This is a genomic window from Acinetobacter sp. TGL-Y2 (assembly GCF_001612555.1).
In the GTDB taxonomy this organism is placed as follows: domain Bacteria; phylum Pseudomonadota; class Gammaproteobacteria; order Pseudomonadales; family Moraxellaceae; genus Acinetobacter.
In genome coordinates this window covers 2,322,624-2,344,797 of sequence record NZ_CP015110.1, presented here as the reverse complement: position 1 = coordinate 2,344,797, position 22,174 = coordinate 2,322,624, and the positions used below count along the sequence as shown (strand labels likewise).

Sequence of the window (22,174 nt, the reverse complement as noted above, 5' to 3'; positions counted from 1 at the left end):
AAAGTTGAGCAAAAAAAATGAAAGTGGCTTTACATCTCGTGTGCTTTATTCCTTTGGCGAAACGTGTGATCAGGGTATACTTTGCAAAATTTTAGCAATGAGTAAATCTGATGCGTATTGTCATTTGTTGCATGAGTATATGGGCGACGACTGTATTGGTCGGTTGTGGGCAGACGGGTGCATTGCAGTTACCCAATGACCCAAATTATGACAAACGCGCTCAATATTTGCTGTATAAAAATAACCAAGCCAAGACCCAAGTTGAAAATCAAGCTCGCGATCAGACCGAACAAGCTAAAGAAAATAAAGCGAATAACACCATAGATCAGCCCGCAGCTTCAGACATTACTGAATAAATTTACGCTCACACTCGCTTCATAGAAAGGATACATTCATGAGTTTCTCTCGCATTCATGGGGTTTTGCACGCAGAACAATGTTCACTCAATCAGCTTGCGCAGCAATTCGGCACGCCACTGTATGTTTATTCAAAAGCGACATTTGAAAAACATTATCTAGATATGGATCGTGCATTTGACTTTATTGACCATCAAATTTGTTTTGCGGTGAAGTCAAACTCTAATCTTGCAGTTTTGAATGTATTGGCAAAGCTCGGTTCTGGTTTTGATATAGTGACAGGCGGTGAGCTGGCACGTGTTTTGACTGCGGGTGGTGATGCATCGAAAATCGTATTTTCAGGTTTGGGAAAAACAGAAGCGGATATTCGTAAAGCATTAGATGTGGGCATTGCCTGTTTTAATGTGGAATCTTATGCAGAATTGGATCGCATACAAAAAGTTGCGGCAGAAATGGGTAAAAAAGCCCCCATTTCACTGCGTGTAAACCCAGATGTCGATGCCAAAACCCATCCTTATATTTCGACAGGCTTAAAAGAAAATAAATTTGGTATTCCTTCAGATTCAGTTTTTGACACCTATACCTATGCAGCGTCATTGCCCAATTTAGAGATTATCGGCATTGACTGTCATATTGGTTCACAGTTAACCGAAACTCAGCCTTTCGTTGATGCTTTAGATCGTGTGATTAGCATGGTTGATCATTTAAAAACCTTGGGTATTCAACTCAAACACATCGATATTGGTGGCGGTCTAGGCGTAACGTATAAAGATGAAGTCCCGCCGACCGTGGTTGAATACGCCAATTCAATGAAACCTGCCTTAGAAAAGCTCGGTTTGAAGGTGTACATGGAGCCAGGTCGTAGTATTTCTGCGAATGCAGGTGTACTGGTGACGAAAGTCGATTTGTTGAAACCGACCACCCATCGTAATTTCGCCATAGTCGATGCCGCGATGAATGACTTGATCCGCCCATCTTTATATGAAGCATGGATGGATATTCAAGAAGTCGATAAAAACACCACAGCTGAAGTTAAGGAGTGGGATGTGGTGGGCGCGATTTGTGAAACAGGTGATTTCTTAGGTAAGGAGCGTAAGCTTGCCATAGAAGCCAATGATCATCTTGCGGTCATGGGTGCAGGCGCGTATGGTTTTGTAATGAGTTCAAACTATAACTCGCGTGGTCGCGCTGCTGAAGTCATGGTTGATGGTGATCAAGCATATTTGATTCGTGCACGTGAAAGCTTAGAATCATTATGGGAAAATGAGCGTTTATTGCCTGCGGAGTAAGTGAAATGTTATTAGAATTTACCAAAATGCATGGTTTGGGCAATGACTTTATGGTGGTTGATCTGATCAGTCAACGTGCTTATTTAGATACGGGCACCATTCGCCGTTTGGCAGACCGTAACTTCGGTATTGGTTTTGATCAATTGTTGATCGTGGAAACGCCAGACCATCCCAATGTCGATTTCAAATATCGCATTTTCAATGCCGATGGCTCAGAAGTCGAGCAGTGTGGCAATGGTGTGCGCTGTTTTGCCAAATTTGTACATGATCGGAAACTAACCAATAAAACTAAATTTAAAGTTCAAACCAAAGCGGGCGTAGTAGAGCCTGAACTTGGTGCCAACGGTTGGGTGCGCGTGAATATGGGTTATCCTAAGTTTGCACCCAATGAGATCCCTTTTATTGCAGATAAACCTAATGCTTTGTATGACATTGCTTTAGCCAACAATGAAAAGCTCACCATTGATGTAGTGAATATGGGTAACCCTCATGCGGTGACCATTGTGTCAGATGTTTTAAGGGCGGATGTCGCAAAAATAGGGCCACAAGTTGAGTCGCATGAACGTTTTCCACAACGTGTAAATGCGGGCTTTATGCAGATTGTTGATCAGCATCATGCACGGTTACGTGTGTTTGAACGCGGTGTGGGTGAAACACTGGCTTGTGGTACGGGTGCGTGTGCCGCAGCTGTTTCAGGTATGCGCCGCGGACTTTTGTCCAATAATGTTAAAATAGAATTGGCAGGTGGAACGCTACAAATTGAATGGGTCGAGGGTGATGTGGTGTGGATGACAGGCCCAACTGCAACGGTCTATGAAGGTCGTTTGGACTTGAGATATTTCCAGCCTGAACAATAACTTTATTTTTAAAAAGCGCTGATTGGTCAGCGCTTTTTTTTGTGCGCTATAATGAGCAGAACTAGATCACAATACCTTAAATATAAAATGAATAAAGACGTCGAAAAACAATTAGAAGATCTTTTTCTACAGGCATTGCATGAGCCGGCATATCGAGCTGAATTTCTCGAGAAACTCATGAGCGCCCATATTTATTTTCCGGGCACGACGGGTCGCAGTGACGTGAGCCAGATTCAAGAAAGTTATTTGGATGAAAATACACCGGTTCAAATTAAATCATGGCCAAATGAAGCGTATGGTCAAATCATTCCATTTTTTACTTCGCTTGAAAAAATGCGTTTAGCGCTGAATCCTGATGAAAAATTTATCTGCATGCCGTGTAATGTTTTTTTTGCCATGACGCAAGGATCATTGCTTATTCTTAATCCTGAATCCGATGCGACTAAAGAGTTTACTCCTGAAGAAATTTTACAATTACTAGCGGGTAATAATTCAGATCAAACAGAATCCTATACGGTAGAAGAAGACACTCAAGTGATGGTGGAACAGCCTGAACAACGTCCTGATTTTCTGCTAGATCAATTGTCCAAATCGTTGTCTCAATATCCTGAAGTAGATTCAGCATATTTTGCACAAATGTATAATTCTGCAAAAGATCAGACACCTTCCTTTGTCATTGGATTGTTATTCGGTGATGTTTTGGAGACAGAGAAGCTGAATCGGCTGCATAGCATGATTGGGCAAGTCGCAAATGATAGTTTAGAACTTAAGACATCGATTGATCTTTTACATATTGATCCTCAACAAGGGGATGAAGGCCTTCATCACTATTTTTTAAATGAAACAGAAGCATTTTATGTGCGTCAAAAACCACAGAAAAGAGGATTGTTTGCTAAACTGTTTTCTTGATATGTATCTGATGCTCAGGAGAGTTAAATGCAATATGGTGCAATGCAATTGCTCTCCATGTGGTTAAAAGAAAGAGAAATTCAAAATCAGTCTGAGCATACTTTAGATGCCTATTTTCGAGACGTCTCAGGCTTTATTAACTTTTGTTATGACAAAGAGATAGAGTTAAAACAAGTTGAAGCCTCAGATTTAAGAGAATATCTGGCACTTAAAGTCGAGCGAGATCAACTCAATTCAACCAGTTTGCAGCGACATTTAACCTCAATTCGCCAGTTTATGAAATGGGCAAATGAAGGGCAGCATTTAGATATGAATCCGGCCAATGACTTTAAATTTAAACGTCAAACGCGTCCATTGCCCGGCATGATTGATATTGAAACAGTCCAGCAAATCTTAGATCAAGCTGCACCTGAAAAGCCCGTAGATCAACAGCTTTGGTTACGTGATAAAGCGATTTTGGAATTGCTTTATTCGAGTGGTTTGCGTTTGGCTGAAGTGCAAGGCTTATGTATTCGGGATGTGGATTTCAGTCGACATTTGTTGCGTATTACAGGTAAGGGCAATAAAACTCGGATTATTCCCTTTGGGTCCAAGGCCAAAGACAGTTTGATTGAATGGTTGAAAGTCTATCGAATTTGGCAGGGGGAGTTTCAGCCAGAATCTCATATCTTTATTACCCGACAAGGCAATCCTTTATCTGCCAGACAAATTGAAAAACGGGTCAAGATGCAAGCTCAGCGTTCGGGTGTCAGTGTTGACCTGCATCCGCATTTACTTAGACATTGTTTTGCCAGTCATATGCTATCGAACAGCGGTGATCTGCGCGCTGTACAAGAAATGTTGGGACACAGCAGTCTATCGACCACACAAATTTATACCCAATTAGACTTTGAGCGCTTGGCGCAAGTCTATGACCAGACCCATCCGAGAGCGCATAAAGATAAAGTTTAAAATCAAATGTATTATCTTGGGTAAGTCGCCTTGGTGAATCAGAATTGCATTATTCGGTTTAAAAAATACCAAAAAGATAATTGTTTTTCTATGGGCGCTATTGTATATCTTTTAGTGTCATCTGCTTGGTTGAAATTTAGCCCAAGCTTATATTGAAAAATCACCCTTTCATTGCACTGAGCATACCCATGATTCCTGATCTCCGTAAGAAATATGAACAACTGAGCAAAAAGCAACAAGATATTTTTGCAGGTTATGGCTTACGTCAGGTCAAACATTTTGTGGAAATTAGTTTGCCCAAAATTGAAGCGGTTTTGCCTGAGGGGGCGTATGTGCAGGGGATTAATGCACAAGGCAAGGTGCAGGCGATTAATCCTCATACGCATCAAACCTATATCTGGATTTCGGACTTGCAGTGGCAAGAGCGTCCAATAGAAACTGAAAATATTGATCTTAAAGAAGATGCCATTGCGGTATGGCGTATTTTTGAACTGGAATCTTATGAACTGATTAATTTGAGCCATATCCATCGTGATTTCTTGCAGGGCAACTTGGTGTAGGGGCGCTGGTTGAACACCTTGCTTAAGTACCTTGATGTAGCAGTCTGGTTTAGCCGCTTGATTTAGTAAGGCAGACTGGGATTTTGATTAAGCACAATGATGTGATTGATACTCGGTTCTCAGTTGCTTTAAAAATTTTATCAGCCTGATGTTATATATCAGGCTTTTTTATGACTCATCTTGTAAAACTTATAAATCTTTCAAGGGCAATTGAAAACTCTGTTTAATAATTTGACTGGGTAAATCCGTTTTCACACTGGTAATGCCATTTTTTTTGGTCAAATGCGCAGATTGAAACTTTCGGTAGCTTTCAAGGTCGGGCACCACTACTTTAAGCATCGCATCACACTCACCTAAAATAATATAACACTCCATGACATGGGGGAGTTCGCGCATCGCTTCAATAAAGGTGTCGATGGTTTCGGCATCTTGACCGACCAGCCAAATTCGAGAAAACAAAATTAACTGTAAACCGATTTTCTGCGGATCGACCACAGCAGTGTAGTTTTGAATCACACCCGCTTCTTCTAATATTCTGACGCGACGTAAACAGGACGAAGGCGATAAGCCGATCTCGCGAGCCAAATCATTGTTTTGGATGCGACCATTCTTTTGTAAGGCTTGAATGATACTTTTATCAGTCCGATCTAGTTTGACTGAAATAGACTTAGAGAGAAGCTTCATATATTAAAATATAATTCTAAAAAAAGTAGAATTGATAGAATATTTGAAATCCTATTTTAAGTAAATTCTAAGATACTATTTTTTCATTTTAGTGGATTGAAATGGAACAATAAAATGTCTCTTTACGTACTCTTTGCCTTAACTGTGTTACCGCTTATTTTTACACCCGGTCCAGATATGTTGTTTATTTTATCGCAAGCGATGGCAAAGAATGCAGGGGCAGGCATGAAAGCCACAATAGGCGTGTGCTTGGGGTATTTGGTACATTCGATTTTGGTGGCGCTGGGTATTGCAGCCATTATTGTGTCTTTTCCCATTTTGTTTGAAACCATCAAATGGCTAGGTGTTGCCTATTTGCTTTATTTGGCATTTGGCTTGATCAAATCTGTGTTTAACAGCAAACACATTGTGATTGAGAACAAGCAAACCGCAAGTCCAATTCAAAAAGGCTTTTTTACCGCATTGCTGAATCCAAAAGGCATGTTGATTTATTTTGCGATTTTACCGCAGTTCATGACCAAATCGGGTGACTCTGTTGGCCAAGCACTGCTGTTATCGTGTATTTTTATTGGCTTATGCTTTGTGGTGTATTGCAGTTTGAGTTTTGTATTTGTAAGGATTAGTCAAAAGTCAAATTTAGATGCGCGTAAACAAAAGTGGATTGATGGTGGTTCAGGGGTGATGCTGACTTTGGCGGCCACTTGGCTGATGAACAACTAAATCAATACCTAAAAAAACAGTAAAAAGAAGGATATTGAACAGATGTGCTTCTTTTTTGTGAAAAGAGTCGTTTAAATTGCTTTAGCGTCTATACCGAATATCTTGACCAACAACAGTGTGTGTTCACCACTATAATGATAAGCTGTTCGAAATGAATTTCTGTCTTTAATGACAATATTTGAGATTTGTTCGCGACTATAGGGCTTAGATTTGTGTCGCTTTGTTCCAAAACAAAGAAAATCATGATCAGAACTTTTGATGATGCTCATTAGTTAAAAATATATTAAAAATCAAAGCTTAAAATTGTCCATTTTTACTTTTAATATGATTCAATTTAGTCATGAAATTTTTCTTTGAACGCACCGTTCAACGAAAATTACGCTTTTTTACAGCTCTTTTGGTAATTGTGACTTGACCGAAATGCCAAACACATTGCAAGATAGGGCTCCTAAAAATTTTAAATGAAGAGTTATTATAACTTTTCTTACTATTTACTTCTGTTATAACAGCCGAGGATTACATGAAGGCTCTTGTTGCTGTAAAGCGTGTGGTTGATGCCAACGTTAAAGTTCGTGTTAAACCTGACAATAGTGGCGTTGACCTAACAAACGTTAAGATGTCGATTAACCCATTCTGTGAAATCGCAGTGGAAGAAGCGGTTCGTTTAAAAGAAAAGGGAACTGTTTCAGAAATCATCGTTGTGTCGATTGGCCCTAAAGAAGCGCAAGAACAGATCCGTTCTGCTATGGCGCTGGGTGCAGACCGCGGTATCTTAGTTGAAACTGCTGATGAGATTGGTGCACTTGAAGTGGCTAAAATCCTAAAAGGCATCGTAGAACAAGAAAAACCAGAACTTATTCTGCTGGGTAAACAAGCGATTGATGACGACTCAAACCAAGTGGGTCAAATGCTCGGTGCTCTACTTGGCGCAGGTCAAGGTACATTTGCTTCTGTGGTTAAAGTTGAAGGCAATACCGTACAAGTGACCCGTGAAGTTGATGGCGGCTTACAAACTGTAGAGTTGAATCTTCCTGCGATCATTACGACGGATTTACGTTTGAACGAGCCACGTTATGCGGCACTTCCAAACATTATGAAAGCACGTAAAAAGCCGCTTGAGACGAAATCTCCTGCAGATTATGGCGTAAATGCGGGCACTAAGCTTAAAACTGTTAAAGTTGAGCCACCTGCAGATCGTAAAGCTGGTGTACAAGTGAAATCTGTAGATGAGCTTGTTGAAAAACTTAAAAACGAAGCGAAAGTGATCTAATACAGAAGGATAAAAATCATGAGTATTTTAGTTATCGCGGAACATGACAACAAAGCACTAAATGGTGCAACGTTAAACGTTGTTGCTGCGGCTCAAAAAATTGGTGGTGATATCACTGTATTGGTTGCAGGTTCAGGCGCGCAAGCAGTTGCAGATCAAGCAGCTCAAGTGGCAGGTGTGAGCAAAGTATTGTTTGCTGACAATGCAGCTTATGCCAATCAATTGGCTGAAAATGTTGCAGCTTTGGTTGCGGATTTAGGTAAAGGTTATAGCCATATCCTTGCTGCATCGACTTCTAATGGTAAAAACGTACTTCCACGTGCGGCTGCACTTTTAGATGCTAGCATGATCAGTGATATTATTGCGGTTGAAAGTGCTAAAACGTTTAAACGTCCAATCTACGCAGGTAACGCGATTGCAACTGTAGAATCTGCTGAAGACGTTGTAATTGCAACCGTTCGTGGTACTGCGTTTGATCCTGTTGCGACGACTGGCGGTTCTGCTACTGTTGAAGCTGTAAGCGAAGTTAAAGATACGGCGATTTCTAAATTCATTTCTGAAGAAATCGTGAAATCTGAACGTCCTGAACTCACTGCTGCACGTATTGTGGTTTCAGGTGGTCGTGGTGTGGGTTCAGGTGAGAATTATCATACTGTACTTGACCCATTGGCGGACAAGCTTGGTGCCGCTCAAGGCGCTTCACGTGCTGCGGTTGATGCAGGCTTTGTACCAAACGATATGCAAGTGGGTCAAACGGGTAAAATTGTTGCACCTGATCTTTATATCGCTGTAGGTATCTCAGGTGCGATTCAGCATTTGGCAGGTATGAAAGATTCTAAAGTGATCGTTGCGATCAACAAAGATGAGGAAGCACCGATCAATGCGGTTGCTGACTACTGGTTAGTGGGTGACTTAAATACAGTGGTGCCTGAATTGGTTTCTAAGATCTAATTTTTAGAACTCTTTCGCACACTATAATAAAAAATGCTCTAAAGGAAACTTTAGGGCATTTTTTATTTCGATCAATTTTATTGGTTTTAACAAAAAATATTAAATTAAAAATTTCTAAAAATAAAAAATATCAATAACTTAAATTTTATTTTCAAACCGATTTTTTTAGAATCAATAGAATGATGATAATATTCCCATGAATGTAACGATGCTTTTAAAAAAATCCAGTAAAGTGTTGTTATAAAGCTAACTCAATTTGTGGTATTATTCGCCATTCTTTTTTAAGCTTTGCTCATAAATACGGCTATTGTATGGGTGAGGGAGTAGTGTCTTGCAGGTTGATACGCGGTTGTCTTGGCCGATTTTTGTCATTCTTATCTTATGTGTAATCTTTCCATTTTTTGATGGCATTCAATTTACATTTTTGGGTGATACAGAAGTTCGTCTTATTGAAAATATGCAGGCCTTTTTATTGCTATTTATCACCATTTTTAGCTATTTTTATATGCGCCCTTTTCAGCTTGAGCAAGGTAATAAGCAGTTTTGGCTGTGGGCCATCTGTTGGTGGTTGATGTTATTTGGGCGCAGTACCAGTTGGGGGCGTGATTACTTCCCAGAGGTGCCTAAAATCTATTTTAGGGCCATCTCTGTGGCGCTGATTGCTTCCGTGGTTTTACCGCTGTTTCAGACAAGTTTACGCCAAGAAATTGCACATAAATTCAAAATTGCAGTGATTCCTATTTGGGGATTGGTCATTGCATTTATTGGTTTGATTATTTCAGATGCAATTGAGCATCATCGTTATATCGGAACGCTTATTATAACCGAAGCTTCTAATAAAAATTTGATGGAAGAGCTATATGAGTTTCCATTGATTTTAGGTCTATTTGTGGTTGCTTATGGCTTGATGAAAGCCGAGAAATTGGACAATAATAACCATTAAATTGAATAAAGTTTAAAGCATGAAATGAATGCGTTTGGGCGAATAAATCACAACATTTGAGAACCTTCTTTTTAGGAGGTTTTTTGCTTTTTGAATAAATATTTTGAATGAAAAGAGTGACCTATTTGTCAGATATTTTTGAATCTAAAAATGTTCAAAAAACAAACCTTAAATTTAAGAAAATTAACACTATTAAGATGAATGATAAGGCACAAAAAAGTCAGTTTTTATGCTAGAATTGAGGGCTAAATTTTAGATTTTAATCCCGTGTTTTTTGGATTAATTTTTTGCAAGATTGATTATATAAATCGAACAGGTGTTAAGGCGCTGTTTGTAATAAGGAGTATGCATGAGCGTATCGGAAATTAGACCGATTGCCATTGAGGATGAACTGAAAAGCTCATATCTCGACTATGCTATGAGTGTCATTGTATCTCGTGCATTACCAGACGTGAGAGATGGTTTAAAACCTGTTCATCGTCGTGTGCTTTTCGCTATGCACGAATTGGGCAATGATCATAACAAAGCTTATAAAAAATCTGCACGTGTGGTCGGTGACGTAATCGGTAAATATCACCCCCACGGTGATTCCGCAGTTTACGAAACAATCGTCCGTATGGCGCAAGATTTTAGCTTACGTTATCAATTGGTTGATGGTCAGGGTAACTTTGGTTCGGTCGATGGTGATAGCGCAGCAGCAATGCGTTATACCGAAGTTCGTATGCGTAAGTTAACCCATGAGCTTTTGGCGGATCTAGAAAAAGATACCGTTGAGTGGGAAGACAACTACGACGGTTCTGAGCGTATTCCTCAAGTCATGCCAACCCGTGTTCCAAACTTACTGATTAACGGTGTGACCGGTATTGCAGTGGGTATGGCGACCAATATGGCACCGCATAACATGACGGAAGTTGTGAATGCATGTCTTGCTTATGCAAATAATCCGAATATCAGCATTGAAGGATTGATGGAGCATATTTCTGGGCCAGACTTTCCTACAGGCGGTATTATTTATGGTAAATCGGGTATTGTAGATGCCTACCGTACGGGTAAAGGTCGTCTGCATATTCGGGGTAAATATCACTTCGAAGAAGATCCGAAAAATGGTCGTACCACGATTGTTTTCACCGAAATTCCGTATCAAGTGAACAAAGCAAGAACCATTGAGCGTATTGCTGAACTGGTGAAAGAGAAAAAACTCGAAGGTATTTCTGAGTTACGTGATGAGTCTGATAAAGATGGTATGCGGATTACCATTGACTTAAAACGTGGTGAAAATGCTGAAGTGATTGTGAACAATTTGTTCCAAAACACACAGTTAGAGAATTCATTCAGCATCAACATGGTTTGCCTAGACAATGGTCAGCCGAAGTTGATGAACTTAAAAGATATCATTGCGGCATTTATTCGCCACCGTCAAGAAGTCGTGACACGTCGTACCATGTTCGAATTACGCAAAGCGCGTGAACGTGGCCATATTTTAGAGGGTTTGACGGTTGCGCTTGCGAATATTGACTCCATCATAGAAACCATCAAGACTTCTGCAAATCCAGCTGAGGCGCGTGAGCGTTTACAAGCGGGTGAGTGGAATGCGGGTGGTGTGGTTGCACTGCTTGAAAAAGCGGGTTCTGTCTCTGTACGTCCAGATGTGATTGAAGGTGAAGACCTTGCAAAACCTTATGGTTTTGATGGCGGTGTTTACCGTTTGTCACCAACGCAAGTGGGTGCAATTTTAGAATTACGTTTACATCGTTTAACCGGTCTTGAACAAGACAAGTTACATGCTGAATATTCTGATATCTTGGCTCAAATTGCTGAATACACAGCTATTTTAAATGATTTCGAATTGTTGATGAATGTGATTCGTGAAGAATTGGCACTGATTCTTCAGCAGTATGGCGATGGTCGTAAGACTTCAATTGTGGAATCACGTATTGATTTCTCACGCGAAGATTTGATTCCTGAAGAACAAATGGTACTGACTGTTTCGCAAACAGGTTATGCAAAAACTCAACCCTTGTCTGACTATGCCGCTCAGCGTCGTGGTGGTCGTGGTAAGTCTGCAACATCAATGAAAACCGATGATTACATTCAGCATCTGATTGTGACGTCAAACCATGCAACAGTACTGTGCTTCACCAACGTCGGTAAAGTCTATCGTCTGAAAGTCTATGACGTACCGCAAGCGTCTCGTGGTTCTAAAGGTCGCCCAATGGTGAACCTATTGCCACTCGATGCAGATGAAACCATCACCGCGATTTTACCGGTGATTGATGCACCGAAGAAATTCAAAGATCGTTTGGCAGAATTTAAAGCTTTCGTTACAACGAATGCCGTAAAACTTCAAGAAAATGAAGTGATTAATGGTCATTTCACTGAGCTTGAAGCAGCGTTAACGGAATCTGAAGAGGGTGCAGATGACATTTCTGATGCATTACGCGTTCAGTTAAAACAGTTGGGTCTCGATCTATCTACCACCGATCTTGATGATGGCATCATCAATGACTTTGCGCAGCAAGCTGAAGCGGTTCGTAAGAATTTCTATGTGTTCATGGCAACAGCGTCAGGCACAATTAAACGTGTAGAGCTTGAGCAGTTTAGTAATGTTCGTTCAAACGGCTTACGTGCGATTGAGCTCAAAGAAGAAGACACTCTAATTGGTGTTGCAATTACCGATGGCGAACAGCAAATCATGTTGTTCTCGAACGAAGGTAAAGCGATTCGTTTTGCTGAAACTGATGTTCGTTCGATGGGTCGTTCTGCCAAAGGTGTACGCGGTATGCGCGTTGCATTTGCAGTGGCAGCAACTGAAGATGACGTTGAAACTGATGTAGATTCAGATGATGAAGATACTTCAGACACCAACATGGTTAGCCGTATCGTATCACTCGTCGTTGTCCCTGAAACAGGTGAAGTACTCTGTGCATGTGCCAATGGCTACGGTAAACGTACACCAGTGGGCGACTTCCCGACCAAGAAACGTGGTGGTAAGGGTGTGATTGCCATCAAGACTTCTGAACGTAACGGTGAGCTGGTTGGTGCAGTGTCGATTGATGAAACCAAAGAGCTGATGTTGATTTCAGATGGCGGTACGTTGGTTCGTACACGTGCATCTGAAGTGGCAACCACCGGTCGTAACGCACAAGGTGTTCGTCTAATCCGTCTCGGTAATGAAGAAGTGCTTGTGGGCGTGGTTTCGGTTGAAGCTGTAGAAGAAGATGAATTTATTGAAGCAGTTGAAGGCGAAGAAATTTCAACTGATACAACAGTAGAGACAACTAATTCTGATGTTCAAGAAGTCGATACGACTGAAGTTGATGATCATTCGACAGATGAATAATTTGTAGGAAATATAAAAAGGACGCTTAGGCGTCCTTTTTATATTCGAATATTATATAAAGTGAAAATTTCAGTATCTTACTTTTTTGAATGAATGTAATTGAATATTAAGCTCAAGCAATAGGTCATAGAGGTTTACGTAAACGCATATAGCCAAAGTATAAGGATATCGCACCGACACTCAATAAATAACTTAATTTACCCATGACTAAGGCAGTGCTCATACCCATTTGATTCAATTGAATAAACATTTGCACGATTTGAGTGGAAGGAAGCGCTTGCCCCACAATTTGCATCCATAGGGGCATTGAGGCGTGGGGCCAAGCAACACCTGAGAGCATAAACAGAGGAATGGATGTAAAAACAATGAGATGACCTGCACGTTCGGGCAAGTCTAAAAAACTGGCCAAAAGGCAAGCTAACCCAATCATACAAAGGACAGATACGGGTACAGCCAAGAGTACAGCCAAGAGCATCCCTATGAAATTCCCGCCGCGTGGATAGTCAAAGAACCAAAAAGTAAAACCAAATAAGTAGAAACAGCCTAAGCAACCAATACTGAAAATAGCGAGACATATTCCGATAAACTGAGTCGACGTCATAGCTTTTTGTCGTTCTCGATATAGTAAGAGCAGCATACACAGTCCTAAGAAAATAGTCTGATAAATAATTAGAGGTGCCACAGCAGGGAATACATAACTACCATAACCCGAAAGTGAATTGAACAGCGGCATCTGATGAATTGACATGGCAGGGTTAAAGGTAGAAATACTGCTAAAGCGCTCAGCATATTCAGCCAAGCTATTTTCAATCGATGTAGCTAAACCTAGTCCAATTTGCTTGGTGACGAGAAAGTTAGCTGCACTTAAATACAAACCAATGCCACCATTTTCACCATGTCGAATACTTTGAGATAAATTCGAGGGCAACAGCAAAATACCGTCAGCTTTTTGTGCTTCCACCCATTGCCTAGCCTCGGCAAAATTACCAGTCACCGCCTTAATATCGACACTCGGACTTTGACTGACTTGTTTAATAATATTTGCAGTTAAAGTACTTTGCTCTTCGTCGACAATAATCATGGGTAAGGCTTCAGCCTGTTGTGTCTGATAAGCAGTAGGATAAAAAAGCTGTAAAACAATACCGATAAAATCAGGGTGGTAAAAATACTGCTATTTCCGACAATATCTTTAAAGGTCTGGCAGTACGCATGCCAAAGAAATTTCATTTCAGCACTCCCTGACTTATTTTCTTCAAACAGATATATGAGATTGCGCCATAGAGTAATACATACAGGGCTAAAACCATCAAAGGCTGTAAGGAAATATTGACTGGACTACCAATGACCCACTGTTCGGTTTGGAGCTTGGCAGAAGGGGTAAAGGGAATAATATTCGCCCAAAACTGAGTAAATAGAGGTGCATTGTTTAAAGGTAAAGTCACGCCTGCAAAACTTAAAGATGAGCCGCCATAGACGGCAATTAGACCAAAAGATTTCGTTAAATCTCGGGTGGCAAGCACTACCGCAGAGCTTAAAAAAGCATAAGCACTATAAAACAGAATTTGCGCGAAGATGATCATCCATAACGAACCTGCAATAAACCAACCGCGAAATTCGACCAACCACAACATCCACGCCCAGGTCCAAGCGCAAAATATCGCGATATAGACTAAATTCTTCGATACTAATGCTGACCATAATGCGGAATTATTTAACCAGTCTTGCATCGTATGTCGTTTGAGTTCTTGTCCCACTGCAAATGCAACACAGCAACAAATGCAAAATCGCTGGAATCATATAGGGTTCTAAATACAATTCGTAATTGAGCTGCGGATTATACAGCGGTGAAATTTTAATATTGGGTGTCGGTGCATCTAAGTAAGGCAGTACATTGCCCAAGTATTGCTTGCCACTAAATTCCGAGATGGCTTGCAGTGAACTCACCAACATCGCCGATGAAATGGTATTACCAATACTGAAATAGCTTTGGTTAAACGCAATACTGATCTCGGCATCTTGAGCTTTAACCAAGCGCTGTTCAGCACCATTTGGAATATGAATATAGCCCCAAATTTTATTCTCATTGAGTAGCTTTTCCACCTCAAAGGTTTGATTAGACACTGTATAAATTTTTAAGGTGTGATTTAACGCCGCATGCGCATAAATTGAATGGCTTAAACGGCTTTGATCTTGATCAATAATTGCAATAGGGAGGTGATTGGGTTTGCCTTGCGCGAACATAGTGGTAAACAGAATCAGAATACAAGCAGGTGCAAGCGTGACTAAGCACAGATCCCATTTTTCGCGCATAAGATAGCGTAATTCACGGCAAATCCCTGACCAAAATCCACTCAGCATTATTTTGACTCTTTGAGTTTAAACAGTACGCTCATGCCCACTTTTAATTCAGGTATTTCAATCTGAGGCAGGAGATGGACTTTAAAGCTTCGGACATCATAAAATTATTCAGTTGAAACAGCGCAGATGATAAATTGGCTTGGTTGTTTTGAGCGGTGCGTTCAGCATTATTTCGTGCAACTTCGAACTGCATACGCTGACCTTTACTAATAAAGCCTTGCTGCTCCATTTTTAAAGCATTGCGGTAATGCTGTTGCATGGAATTTAAATTGGACTGTGCTGCATTCTGTAATTGATTTTGCAGTTGCACATTAAAGTAGGCTTGAATCAATTCGAAACGTTGTACATCTTGTTGTTCTTGATTGGTTAAGCGACTACGGCTGGATTGAATCTGCGCAATTTCTTTCGCACTTGAGGTCAAACCACCCGTATATAAAGGCATCATTACTGACACAGTGGGACGAATAACTTGATCTTCAAGTACCACGTTTGATGTATCTGGAATTAAGCCAATACCGCTATGAATAGTATTATTGATCCCATTCTGCAAAGGGTCAGTAATGCCCGAAGGTAAGCCGTTTGAGGTTTCCCATTGACTGATTTGACCATTAATCCCTTGTGAAAGTGACCCTTCGAGGTTGTTTTTAAATTGTTTCAGTGGAATATCCACTTCATTATGAAAGGCATAAGCGCGTACATTTAAGTCGACACGAGGTAAACCTAAACCCTTTGCAGCTTCGGCTTCGAGTTTTGCGGCTTGTTCTAGCTTATTATAAGCCTGTGAGCTATAAGAGGATTTTATTAATTGCTGTTCGGCATCTTGGAAACTGATGCTTTGTGCATGTGCAAATACACTACTGAACAGCGTGATGCTGAGTAGAGATAATCTAAAATCTAAGCATTTAGATTTTTTGTTTTGAGTCATAAAGCAGTCAGCTAAATGAGTGAGATCAAAAAATTTCATTTATTATAAGTCAACTGTAGGGAAGAGGGTGAAAAATGCAAAGTAGTAGTGTTTTTTCTTCAAAAAAAGAATGCTTTCGTCTCCTATACTAATGATTTGCTGATCTCTTAAAGTTCTCATCGTTCGAGCAGAAGCTTAAACAATCTTTGAGAATTCCTACGGCGCGATAAAATTGGTGATCACGCCAATTGTAGAATTAAAGTAGCGCGAAAGCTGCGGAGCATGATTGGTTAGATTGCTGGTATATGTCTTTGCCTCAATTAACATCACAGTTTGACCATTGCAATACAGGGTATAATCAACACGCTCTGTAGATTATGCGCCCGGAAAGTTTGCAGCAAATTCCGCTAGGACTTTGGTAAGGTCAAAAGGGCTGAATCCTAATATATCGAGTAAAGGGAAAATTAAGGCTTGTTTGGTTGTTTCTTCGGTCGAGCAATGTTGCCCGACACGATTAACATGTTCTATATGTAGTTTTAGGCAATTAATAAAGTCTTGCATACATTACCCCGTATAAAAAATAGTTTAACTTTTGTTCGTTATTTATTCATCCTAATTGTTTTATGAAGAAACTCAGACATTTAACAAAATTATTCAATTTATTGCTTATTTGAGAGCAGGGCATTCTATCTATCATATTATTCCATATTGATTTTTTGACTGTATCTTGAGTCTAAGATTGAAATAATTTTGTGCAATACCACAACAGATATGATTAAATGCCATGATTTTATTGTGTTTCACTTTGAAAGGAAAAAACATGCGCGCGTACAACTTCTGTGCTGGTCCTGCTGCATTACCCACTGCCGTTTTAGAGAAAGCCCAAGCTGAAATGCTCGATTGGCAAGGCAAGGGACTTTCCATTATGGAAATGAGCCACCGTAGCAAAGACTACATCTCAGTCGCGGAAAAAGCAGAAGCAGACTTACGTAAACTCATGAATATTCCTGAGAATTACAAAGTATTGTTCCTTCAAGGTGGTGCATCGCTGCAATTTGCTGCGATTCCACTCAATTTATTGGGTAAAAATAATAAAGCAGACTACATCCACACAGGTATTTGGTCTGAAAAAGCGCTCAAAGAAGCTCAGCGTTATGGTCAAATTAATGTTGTTCAAGCAGGTACAATGGTAGATGGTAAAAGTGCAATTGCAGATCAAAGCAAGTGGAATTTATCGAGTGATGCTGCTTACGTACATTATGCAGATAACGAAACCATTGGTGGACTTCAGTTCGCCAGTATTCCCAAAACAGATAAACCGCTCGTTGTAGACTTATCTTCCAGTATTTTATCTACGCCAATTGATGTCAGCAAATTTGGTCTGATCTATGCGGGTGCTCAGAAAAATATTGGACCAGCGGGTTTGACGCTCGTGATTATTCGCGAAGATTTACTTGATCAAGCGAAACCAGAAATTCCAAGCATTTTAAAATATGCAGACCAAGCCAAAAATGATTCTATGGTCAATACACCATCAACCTATGCATGGTATTTGTCTGGTTTGGTGTTTGAATGGTTACTGTCGCAAGGTGGTGTAGAAGCCATTCATCAAGTGAATATTGCTAAAGCTAAGTTGCTTTATGGTTATATTGACTCAAGTGATTTCTATGCAAATCCAATTGCGCCAGAAAACCGCTCAATGATGAACGTACCCTTTACTTTGGCAAAACCTGAACTTGAAAAACAGTTCTTGGTAGAAGCGGAACAGCATCATTTACTGAATCTTGCAGGCCACCGCTCAGTGGGTGGTATGCGTGCAAGTATTTATAATGCTGTCCCTTTAGAAGGCGTACAAGCACTAGTCAACTTCATGGAAGACTTTGCTAAGCGCAATGCTTAATTCATTCTCTAGATATAAAAAACCCTCGAATGAGGGTTTTTTATTACAACTGAAATATGTTTGAAATATGAAATAACTAAAATGTAGGGAAAATGCCCATTAAATGTAGAATCATGGCAGATAAAAACATACCTAAAATAAAGAAGCAGTAAGCACCAGCATCAACGCGTAAACGCGGGCGAGGAGGGTTCATTAAGCTTGTAGATTGTTCCGGTATCATTTTCATTCAGGAGCCTAAATTCTACTTTTAGTTAAATCCTATTTATTTATTGTATTTTTAGCATAAATATTCGCCTGAATCCAGAGATTACCGCGAATATATTGACCAATTTCAAAATTTTTGAATAAATCGTCTTTAGTTGCAATACGAATGAGCGTTGCAGGCTGATTTTCATCAAGAATTAAGGTGACATCATAAAGGGTATAAACCTGCTGCATAAATTGCATTTCAGTTTTGCCCACCACTTTGCCTTGGAACCACGCTTCATCTTCTTGACCCAAGGTTTCACCATATAAATAGGCGACCATCTTCGAAAAATCTACGGTTACTGGCTCTTTGTCAAAGTCATTTTTAGGCTCCCAAGCGTCAATCAATTGTTGTAGATTTTCTGGTGGAATGCCATTATTTTCACTCAATATTTCATTCAATGCGCGATGATGTTTAATCGAAGCAGGATCATCGACAATGATTTGTTCTTGATCAGATACTTTTTCTAAACTATAGGCCCAAGCATTTAGTTGAACTTTATATTTTTGCTCTTTTTCATAGTGTGCATGATTAACTGAATAAAGGTTATCAAATGCATAAACCACACTGTTTGGACTGACTTGCAGTTGTAAAACCGCTTGAGTGTTGCTGGTGCAGGTGATGATTCTTTCAATTTTTGCGTCAAGTGTGTAGGGGCTTTCAAAAATAGGAAAGGCTGTTTTAACGGCTTTGGGTTTATTGTCTTCAACCGCAATCACTTGTGCGAGTTGTACAGGTGCAGCACTTGGACCTTGTATGAGCCATGTGCTGCTGTCCATGTCACTTTCTTGTTCGCAGATACCCATGGGCATGATCGGAGCATTGAGTGCCAAACCTAACCATTTTGGGACATCATTGCTTGGATCGTCTGTCAATAGGTTCCAATGTTCTACATGGCTGCCAAAGTTTTGATCTTCAATGCGAATAATTTCTGGTCTGTTTTGATTGTTCATATGCTCATTTTAAATTTGAGTGACTTATGACATTAATATCGAGGATGATTGTTATTTTTCAAGTCCCGATATGTAATTTCCTCATTTAAAGCAGAGATTTAATCGGTTTAGATGAGTTCGCGGCTTATTTTGGTCATCAAATTAGAAAAAAGAGTGCGCAAGCACTCTTGTTGTAATGTTTTGCTTTAGAATTTGAAGGTGACATCGGCAATGAATTGGCGACCGATTTCAGAGTAAAGTTTGCTATCTGAAACATATAAATTATTACGATCTGTCAGATTATTGATCGTGAAACCAAAAATGGTGTGGTAATCAGGATTCATTTTCCAATCGTAGGTCGCACGCATATCCCAAGTAAAACGAGGTTTAATCTTTTGACTGATGTAGGTGTCAACTTTTTGGCCTTCATATTCAACTTTATTATTGGTTGAAAGAATTTGTTTGTATTCATCTTTATAGCTAAAGAAGTTAGAAATTTTTATCGGTGCATAATCAAAATTAATATCCCAAGTCACACGAGCGGTAAATGGTTGGTTAAAGTTTGATGCGGGTCGATCACCATACTGGATAAATTTACCATCATATGAGATCCATTCTGATAGATCTTCTTCAGTAAGGTTCGTGGTGTAATCAGGTGTACCACGGAAGCGTTCGTTGTAGTCAATCGCTAAACCAAAATGATGTTTAGCACCTAAGGCATTTATAGGGGAGATTGTATTGGCACTGAATGTATAGGTGTCAGATTCACCATAACCACTATTGCCATATTCATATGAATATTTGTAAACGTCATTAGCTGGAATGTCAGTGCGGTTTCGCGTAATTTCATCTTTATACTGACGATTCACCGATTTTAAACTCAAATTTGTGTTTTTAAATTGAGTATTCAATCCAAGTACGAGTTCATCTGCATACGGTGTTTTTAAATCTGATTTACGTGTACTGCTCGTATCACCATCTTCTTTTGCATTCCATTCAGTCAAATGATCAGGACGTGTAATTACATATTTTAAATTTGAAATTTCATATTGTAAATCAGTGATATAGATTGGGGCACTATAATAGCGATTCCAACCTGTAGCAAAAGTAAGTGTATTGTCGTCAAAGGGTTGATAACTCAAACTATGACGTGGTGCAAAATTTAGATTGTTATTCGCACTGTCGTAATCTGCACGTAATCCAAATCGAGCAATAAAATTATTCCATTTTATCGTATCTTCTAAATAAGCAAATGATTGCTCATAAGTGCGATTAAATGTACCTGCCCGATATAAAGTGCCTTTAACAAAATATTGGCCTTGGTATACGTAATTTTTATCTTTATAAGGAAAAGCGTTAGTTGTTGCTTCATCACAAAGTGGGTCATTTGCCAAACAACTTTGCCCTTTTAAATCAAGTAAAGTGATGTTGTCAGGGTTATTGTTATGTGTGGTAGCAGCAAAGAGGGTGGTATCACTTGGTCGAGCCCAAGAAACGTCATCATATCTATAGCGTACTCCAAAATTGATTTGATGTGTGCTGTTTGCAAATTTAAAGCTATTCCAAGTTGCATCGAATTCATAATTTATGGATCGTTGATCCAGTTTAAGATCTGAGCCAAGCGAGCCTTCCATGACTTTACTTGCATTTCCCCAGTCTTTACTACCTTCTGCATATAACCAAATTTTACCTGAATTGTTTTCCCAGTCTCTTTGATTGGTAATATTTTGAAAATTTAATTTATGCTTAAATTCGGCAAAGTCTGTATTTTGACTGAATTCACCAAATAATAAGACTGAATCATTCTGAACGGTATTGTGAGAATATCGGCGAGATTCTGTATAGTTGTTATCTTCTAAATCACCTAATGTAAAACCAAATTTAGCTGCAATTTTTTCAGATGGTTCATAAAAAGCAGTTGCCCCTAAATTTGTATTTTTCTTTTGTTGATTAATAATCGGATGATCTTCGAAACCACTTGCAATAGGTAATTTAGATTCTCGATGCGAGCTAAATAAATTAATACCCCATACATCTGAGAGTTTGCTGTAAATATTGGTGTTTATCCCTTGGCGTGTATATTCTTTTTGATTGGCTTGATTTGCTTCATCTTTAAATAGCCCTTTATCTGCCTCGGTCTTCAAATGATAACTCGACCAATCACTTTCGGTGTAGTCATAGCTAATACTGCCATGTATTTTACCAATTTCTGTATCAGGAGCACAGGTGTCCGCACCAATGACACCACCAGTGAAATTTCCGTGCTTGGCAGAAACATTACTGTCTAACACTTCAAGTTTACACAATAAATCAGTATTGATCGCAACACCTTGTGAACCTGAATTAAGTTATACCTGTATAAGATGTACCCATTCCTACTGGATCAAGGACATTAGAGTTACTTACGCCATTAATCACAAATTTATTTTGAAATGATTGTGCACCATTAATGGATATCTCTGCGGGTTTTAATTCGGCTTGGGAATTTGCTGCACGGTGATCATTGCTAAATTGCACATTAGGATTTACTTTTAAAAAGTCTGTAATATTTTTAGAGCTATTTGGCGTTTTTTGCAGGTCTTCTTTTGAATAAACTGTTTTACCCACTTCACTGCTTTGATCAGCTTCAATGATGATGGTATTTAATTTTACAGAAGGCTCGGTCTCATGGTTGGACTTTGACGTGTTTTCGTTAGCAAATGCTGAGGTGGTTAATGTAGCCATGATAGCTAAACTTAATTTTGAGCGAACGAATGACATAAGGGTTTAGAGGAGAATAATAACGCGATCGATTATCATTTATTTAAGCATTTCAAACAATAGTAATGAGAATGATTTTCAATATAAATAATCAATGAAGTGAAACAATTAAGCAATTACTAAACTTATTTTATTTTTATAGTGTAAATAGGAGAGGAAAAGATTGGCGTCCCTACGGGGATTCGAACCCCGGTTACCGCCGTGAAAGGGCGATGTCCTAGGCCTCTAGACGATAGGGACGTT

17 protein-coding genes, 1 tRNA gene and 5 pseudogenes are annotated in these 22,174 nt (G+C 39.5%); 12 read left to right on the top strand and 11 right to left on the bottom strand.

All coding sequences use genetic code 11. From position 1 onward, the window contains the following. Nucleotides 1-110: 110 nt before the first annotated feature. The 6 genes from lptM (at nucleotide 111) to AMD27_RS11120 (ending at nucleotide 4,922) form a co-directional block, all read left to right on the top strand. Nucleotides 111-356, top strand: a complete 246-nt coding sequence (gene lptM, locus AMD27_RS11145) for an LPS translocon maturation chaperone LptM (protein WP_067660420.1) — start codon at nucleotides 111-113, stop codon at nucleotides 354-356. Nucleotides 357-394: 38 nt separating this feature from the next. Continuing rightward, nucleotides 395-1,645, top strand: coding sequence for a diaminopimelate decarboxylase (gene lysA, locus AMD27_RS11140; RefSeq protein ID WP_067660417.1), 1,251 nt, complete (start codon nucleotides 395-397; stop codon nucleotides 1,643-1,645). Between the two features lie 5 nt (nucleotides 1,646-1,650). Next, on the top strand, nucleotides 1,651-2,502 hold the full coding sequence (gene dapF, locus AMD27_RS11135; RefSeq protein WP_067660415.1) for a diaminopimelate epimerase: 852 nt from the start codon (nucleotides 1,651-1,653) through the stop codon (nucleotides 2,500-2,502). Nucleotides 2,503-2,553: 51 nt separating this feature from the next. Beyond that, nucleotides 2,554-3,411 carry an enhanced serine sensitivity protein SseB C-terminal domain-containing protein gene (locus AMD27_RS11130; protein ID WP_081405970.1) on the top strand — a complete coding sequence of 286 codons (858 nt, stop codon included), beginning with the start codon at nucleotides 2,554-2,556 and terminating at the stop codon, nucleotides 3,409-3,411. Between the two features lie 27 nt (nucleotides 3,412-3,438). Further along, nucleotides 3,439-4,362: a tyrosine recombinase XerC gene (locus tag AMD27_RS11125; RefSeq protein WP_067660408.1), complete on the top strand. Its 924-nt coding sequence runs from the start codon at nucleotides 3,439-3,441 to the stop codon at nucleotides 4,360-4,362. A 188-nt stretch (nucleotides 4,363-4,550) separates the two neighbouring features. Further along, nucleotides 4,551-4,922 (top strand): hypothetical protein, encoded by a 372-nt coding sequence (locus AMD27_RS11120; RefSeq protein WP_067660405.1) that lies wholly within the window; start codon nucleotides 4,551-4,553, stop codon nucleotides 4,920-4,922. Nucleotides 4,923-5,111: 189 nt separating this feature from the next. Here AMD27_RS11120 and AMD27_RS11115 read toward each other — a convergent pair whose 3' ends face one another. Continuing rightward, nucleotides 5,112-5,606 carry an Lrp/AsnC family transcriptional regulator gene (locus AMD27_RS11115; RefSeq protein ID WP_067660402.1) on the bottom strand — a complete coding sequence of 165 codons (495 nt, stop codon included), beginning with the start codon at nucleotides 5,604-5,606 and terminating at the stop codon, nucleotides 5,112-5,114. A 114-nt stretch (nucleotides 5,607-5,720) separates the two neighbouring features. Between AMD27_RS11115 and AMD27_RS11110 the strand changes: the two genes are divergently transcribed. The 5 genes from AMD27_RS11110 to gyrA all read left to right on the top strand — a co-directional run bounded on the left by AMD27_RS11110 (nucleotide 5,721) and on the right by gyrA (nucleotide 12,830). After that, a complete protein-coding gene (locus AMD27_RS11110) occupies nucleotides 5,721-6,326 on the top strand; it encodes a LysE family translocator (RefSeq protein ID WP_067660399.1) in 606 nt (201 codons plus the stop codon). Nucleotides 6,327-6,846: 520 nt separating this feature from the next. After that, nucleotides 6,847-7,596, top strand: coding sequence for an electron transfer flavoprotein subunit beta/FixA family protein (locus AMD27_RS11105; protein WP_067660396.1), 750 nt, complete (start codon nucleotides 6,847-6,849; stop codon nucleotides 7,594-7,596). Nucleotides 7,597-7,614: 18 nt separating this feature from the next. Further along, nucleotides 7,615-8,547: an electron transfer flavoprotein subunit alpha/FixB family protein gene (locus AMD27_RS11100; protein ID WP_067660393.1), complete on the top strand. Its 933-nt coding sequence runs from the start codon at nucleotides 7,615-7,617 to the stop codon at nucleotides 8,545-8,547. 331 nt (nucleotides 8,548-8,878) lie between these two features. Beyond that, nucleotides 8,879-9,490, top strand: a complete 612-nt coding sequence (locus tag AMD27_RS11095) for a hypothetical protein (protein ID WP_067660390.1) — start codon at nucleotides 8,879-8,881, stop codon at nucleotides 9,488-9,490. A 349-nt stretch (nucleotides 9,491-9,839) separates the two neighbouring features. Continuing rightward, a complete protein-coding gene (gyrA, locus tag AMD27_RS11090; RefSeq protein WP_067660387.1) occupies nucleotides 9,840-12,830 on the top strand; it encodes a DNA gyrase subunit A in 2,991 nt (996 codons plus the stop codon). 124 nt (nucleotides 12,831-12,954) lie between these two features. On the opposite strand, the pseudogene AMD27_RS11085 reads toward gyrA, so the two are convergent. The 5 pseudogenes from AMD27_RS11085 to AMD27_RS18175 form a co-directional block, all read right to left on the bottom strand. Beyond that, nucleotides 12,955-14,057, bottom strand: a pseudogene (locus AMD27_RS11085) (ABC transporter permease). After that, nucleotides 14,054-15,188 (bottom strand): annotated as a pseudogene (locus AMD27_RS11080) (ABC transporter permease). Before AMD27_RS11080 ends, AMD27_RS11085 begins: the two co-directional pseudogenes overlap by 4 nt. Beyond that, nucleotides 15,188-15,289: pseudogene (locus tag AMD27_RS19395) on the bottom strand (hypothetical protein); the annotation flags it as partial. The pseudogenes AMD27_RS19395 and AMD27_RS11080, both read right to left, overlap by 1 nt. Then, nucleotides 15,259-16,113: pseudogene (locus AMD27_RS11075) on the bottom strand (TolC family protein); the annotation flags it as partial. The pseudogenes AMD27_RS11075 and AMD27_RS19395, both read right to left, overlap by 31 nt. A 210-nt stretch (nucleotides 16,114-16,323) precedes the next feature. Beyond that, nucleotides 16,324-16,653 (bottom strand): annotated as a pseudogene (locus AMD27_RS18175) (type I restriction endonuclease); the annotation flags it as partial. Between the two features lie 259 nt (nucleotides 16,654-16,912). On the opposite strand from AMD27_RS18175, the gene serC reads away from it, so the two are divergent. Next, nucleotides 16,913-17,992 carry a 3-phosphoserine/phosphohydroxythreonine transaminase gene (gene serC, locus AMD27_RS11065; RefSeq protein ID WP_067662978.1) on the top strand — a complete coding sequence of 360 codons (1,080 nt, stop codon included), beginning with the start codon at nucleotides 16,913-16,915 and terminating at the stop codon, nucleotides 17,990-17,992. Nucleotides 17,993-18,068: 76 nt separating this feature from the next. On the opposite strand, the gene AMD27_RS18745 is transcribed toward serC, so the two are convergent. From AMD27_RS18745 to AMD27_RS11050, 5 genes are all read right to left on the bottom strand, one after another. Beyond that, nucleotides 18,069-18,218 (bottom strand): hypothetical protein, encoded by a 150-nt coding sequence (locus tag AMD27_RS18745; protein ID WP_171254801.1) that lies wholly within the window; start codon nucleotides 18,216-18,218, stop codon nucleotides 18,069-18,071. A gap of 32 nt (nucleotides 18,219-18,250) precedes the next feature. Then, nucleotides 18,251-19,192: a hypothetical protein gene (locus tag AMD27_RS11060; RefSeq protein ID WP_067660381.1), complete on the bottom strand. Its 942-nt coding sequence runs from the start codon at nucleotides 19,190-19,192 to the stop codon at nucleotides 18,251-18,253. Nucleotides 19,193-19,377: 185 nt separating this feature from the next. Next, nucleotides 19,378-21,462 (bottom strand): hypothetical protein, encoded by a 2,085-nt coding sequence (locus tag AMD27_RS11055; RefSeq protein WP_228140659.1) that lies wholly within the window; start codon nucleotides 21,460-21,462, stop codon nucleotides 19,378-19,380. Between the two features lie 52 nt (nucleotides 21,463-21,514). After that, complete coding sequence (locus AMD27_RS19165) at nucleotides 21,515-21,895, bottom strand: TonB-dependent receptor plug domain-containing protein (protein ID WP_228140658.1); 381 nt, start codon at nucleotides 21,893-21,895, stop codon at nucleotides 21,515-21,517. 200 nt (nucleotides 21,896-22,095) lie between these two features. Further along, nucleotides 22,096-22,171: transfer RNA gene (locus AMD27_RS11050), tRNA-Glu, on the bottom strand. Nucleotides 22,172-22,174 lie beyond the last annotated feature (3 nt).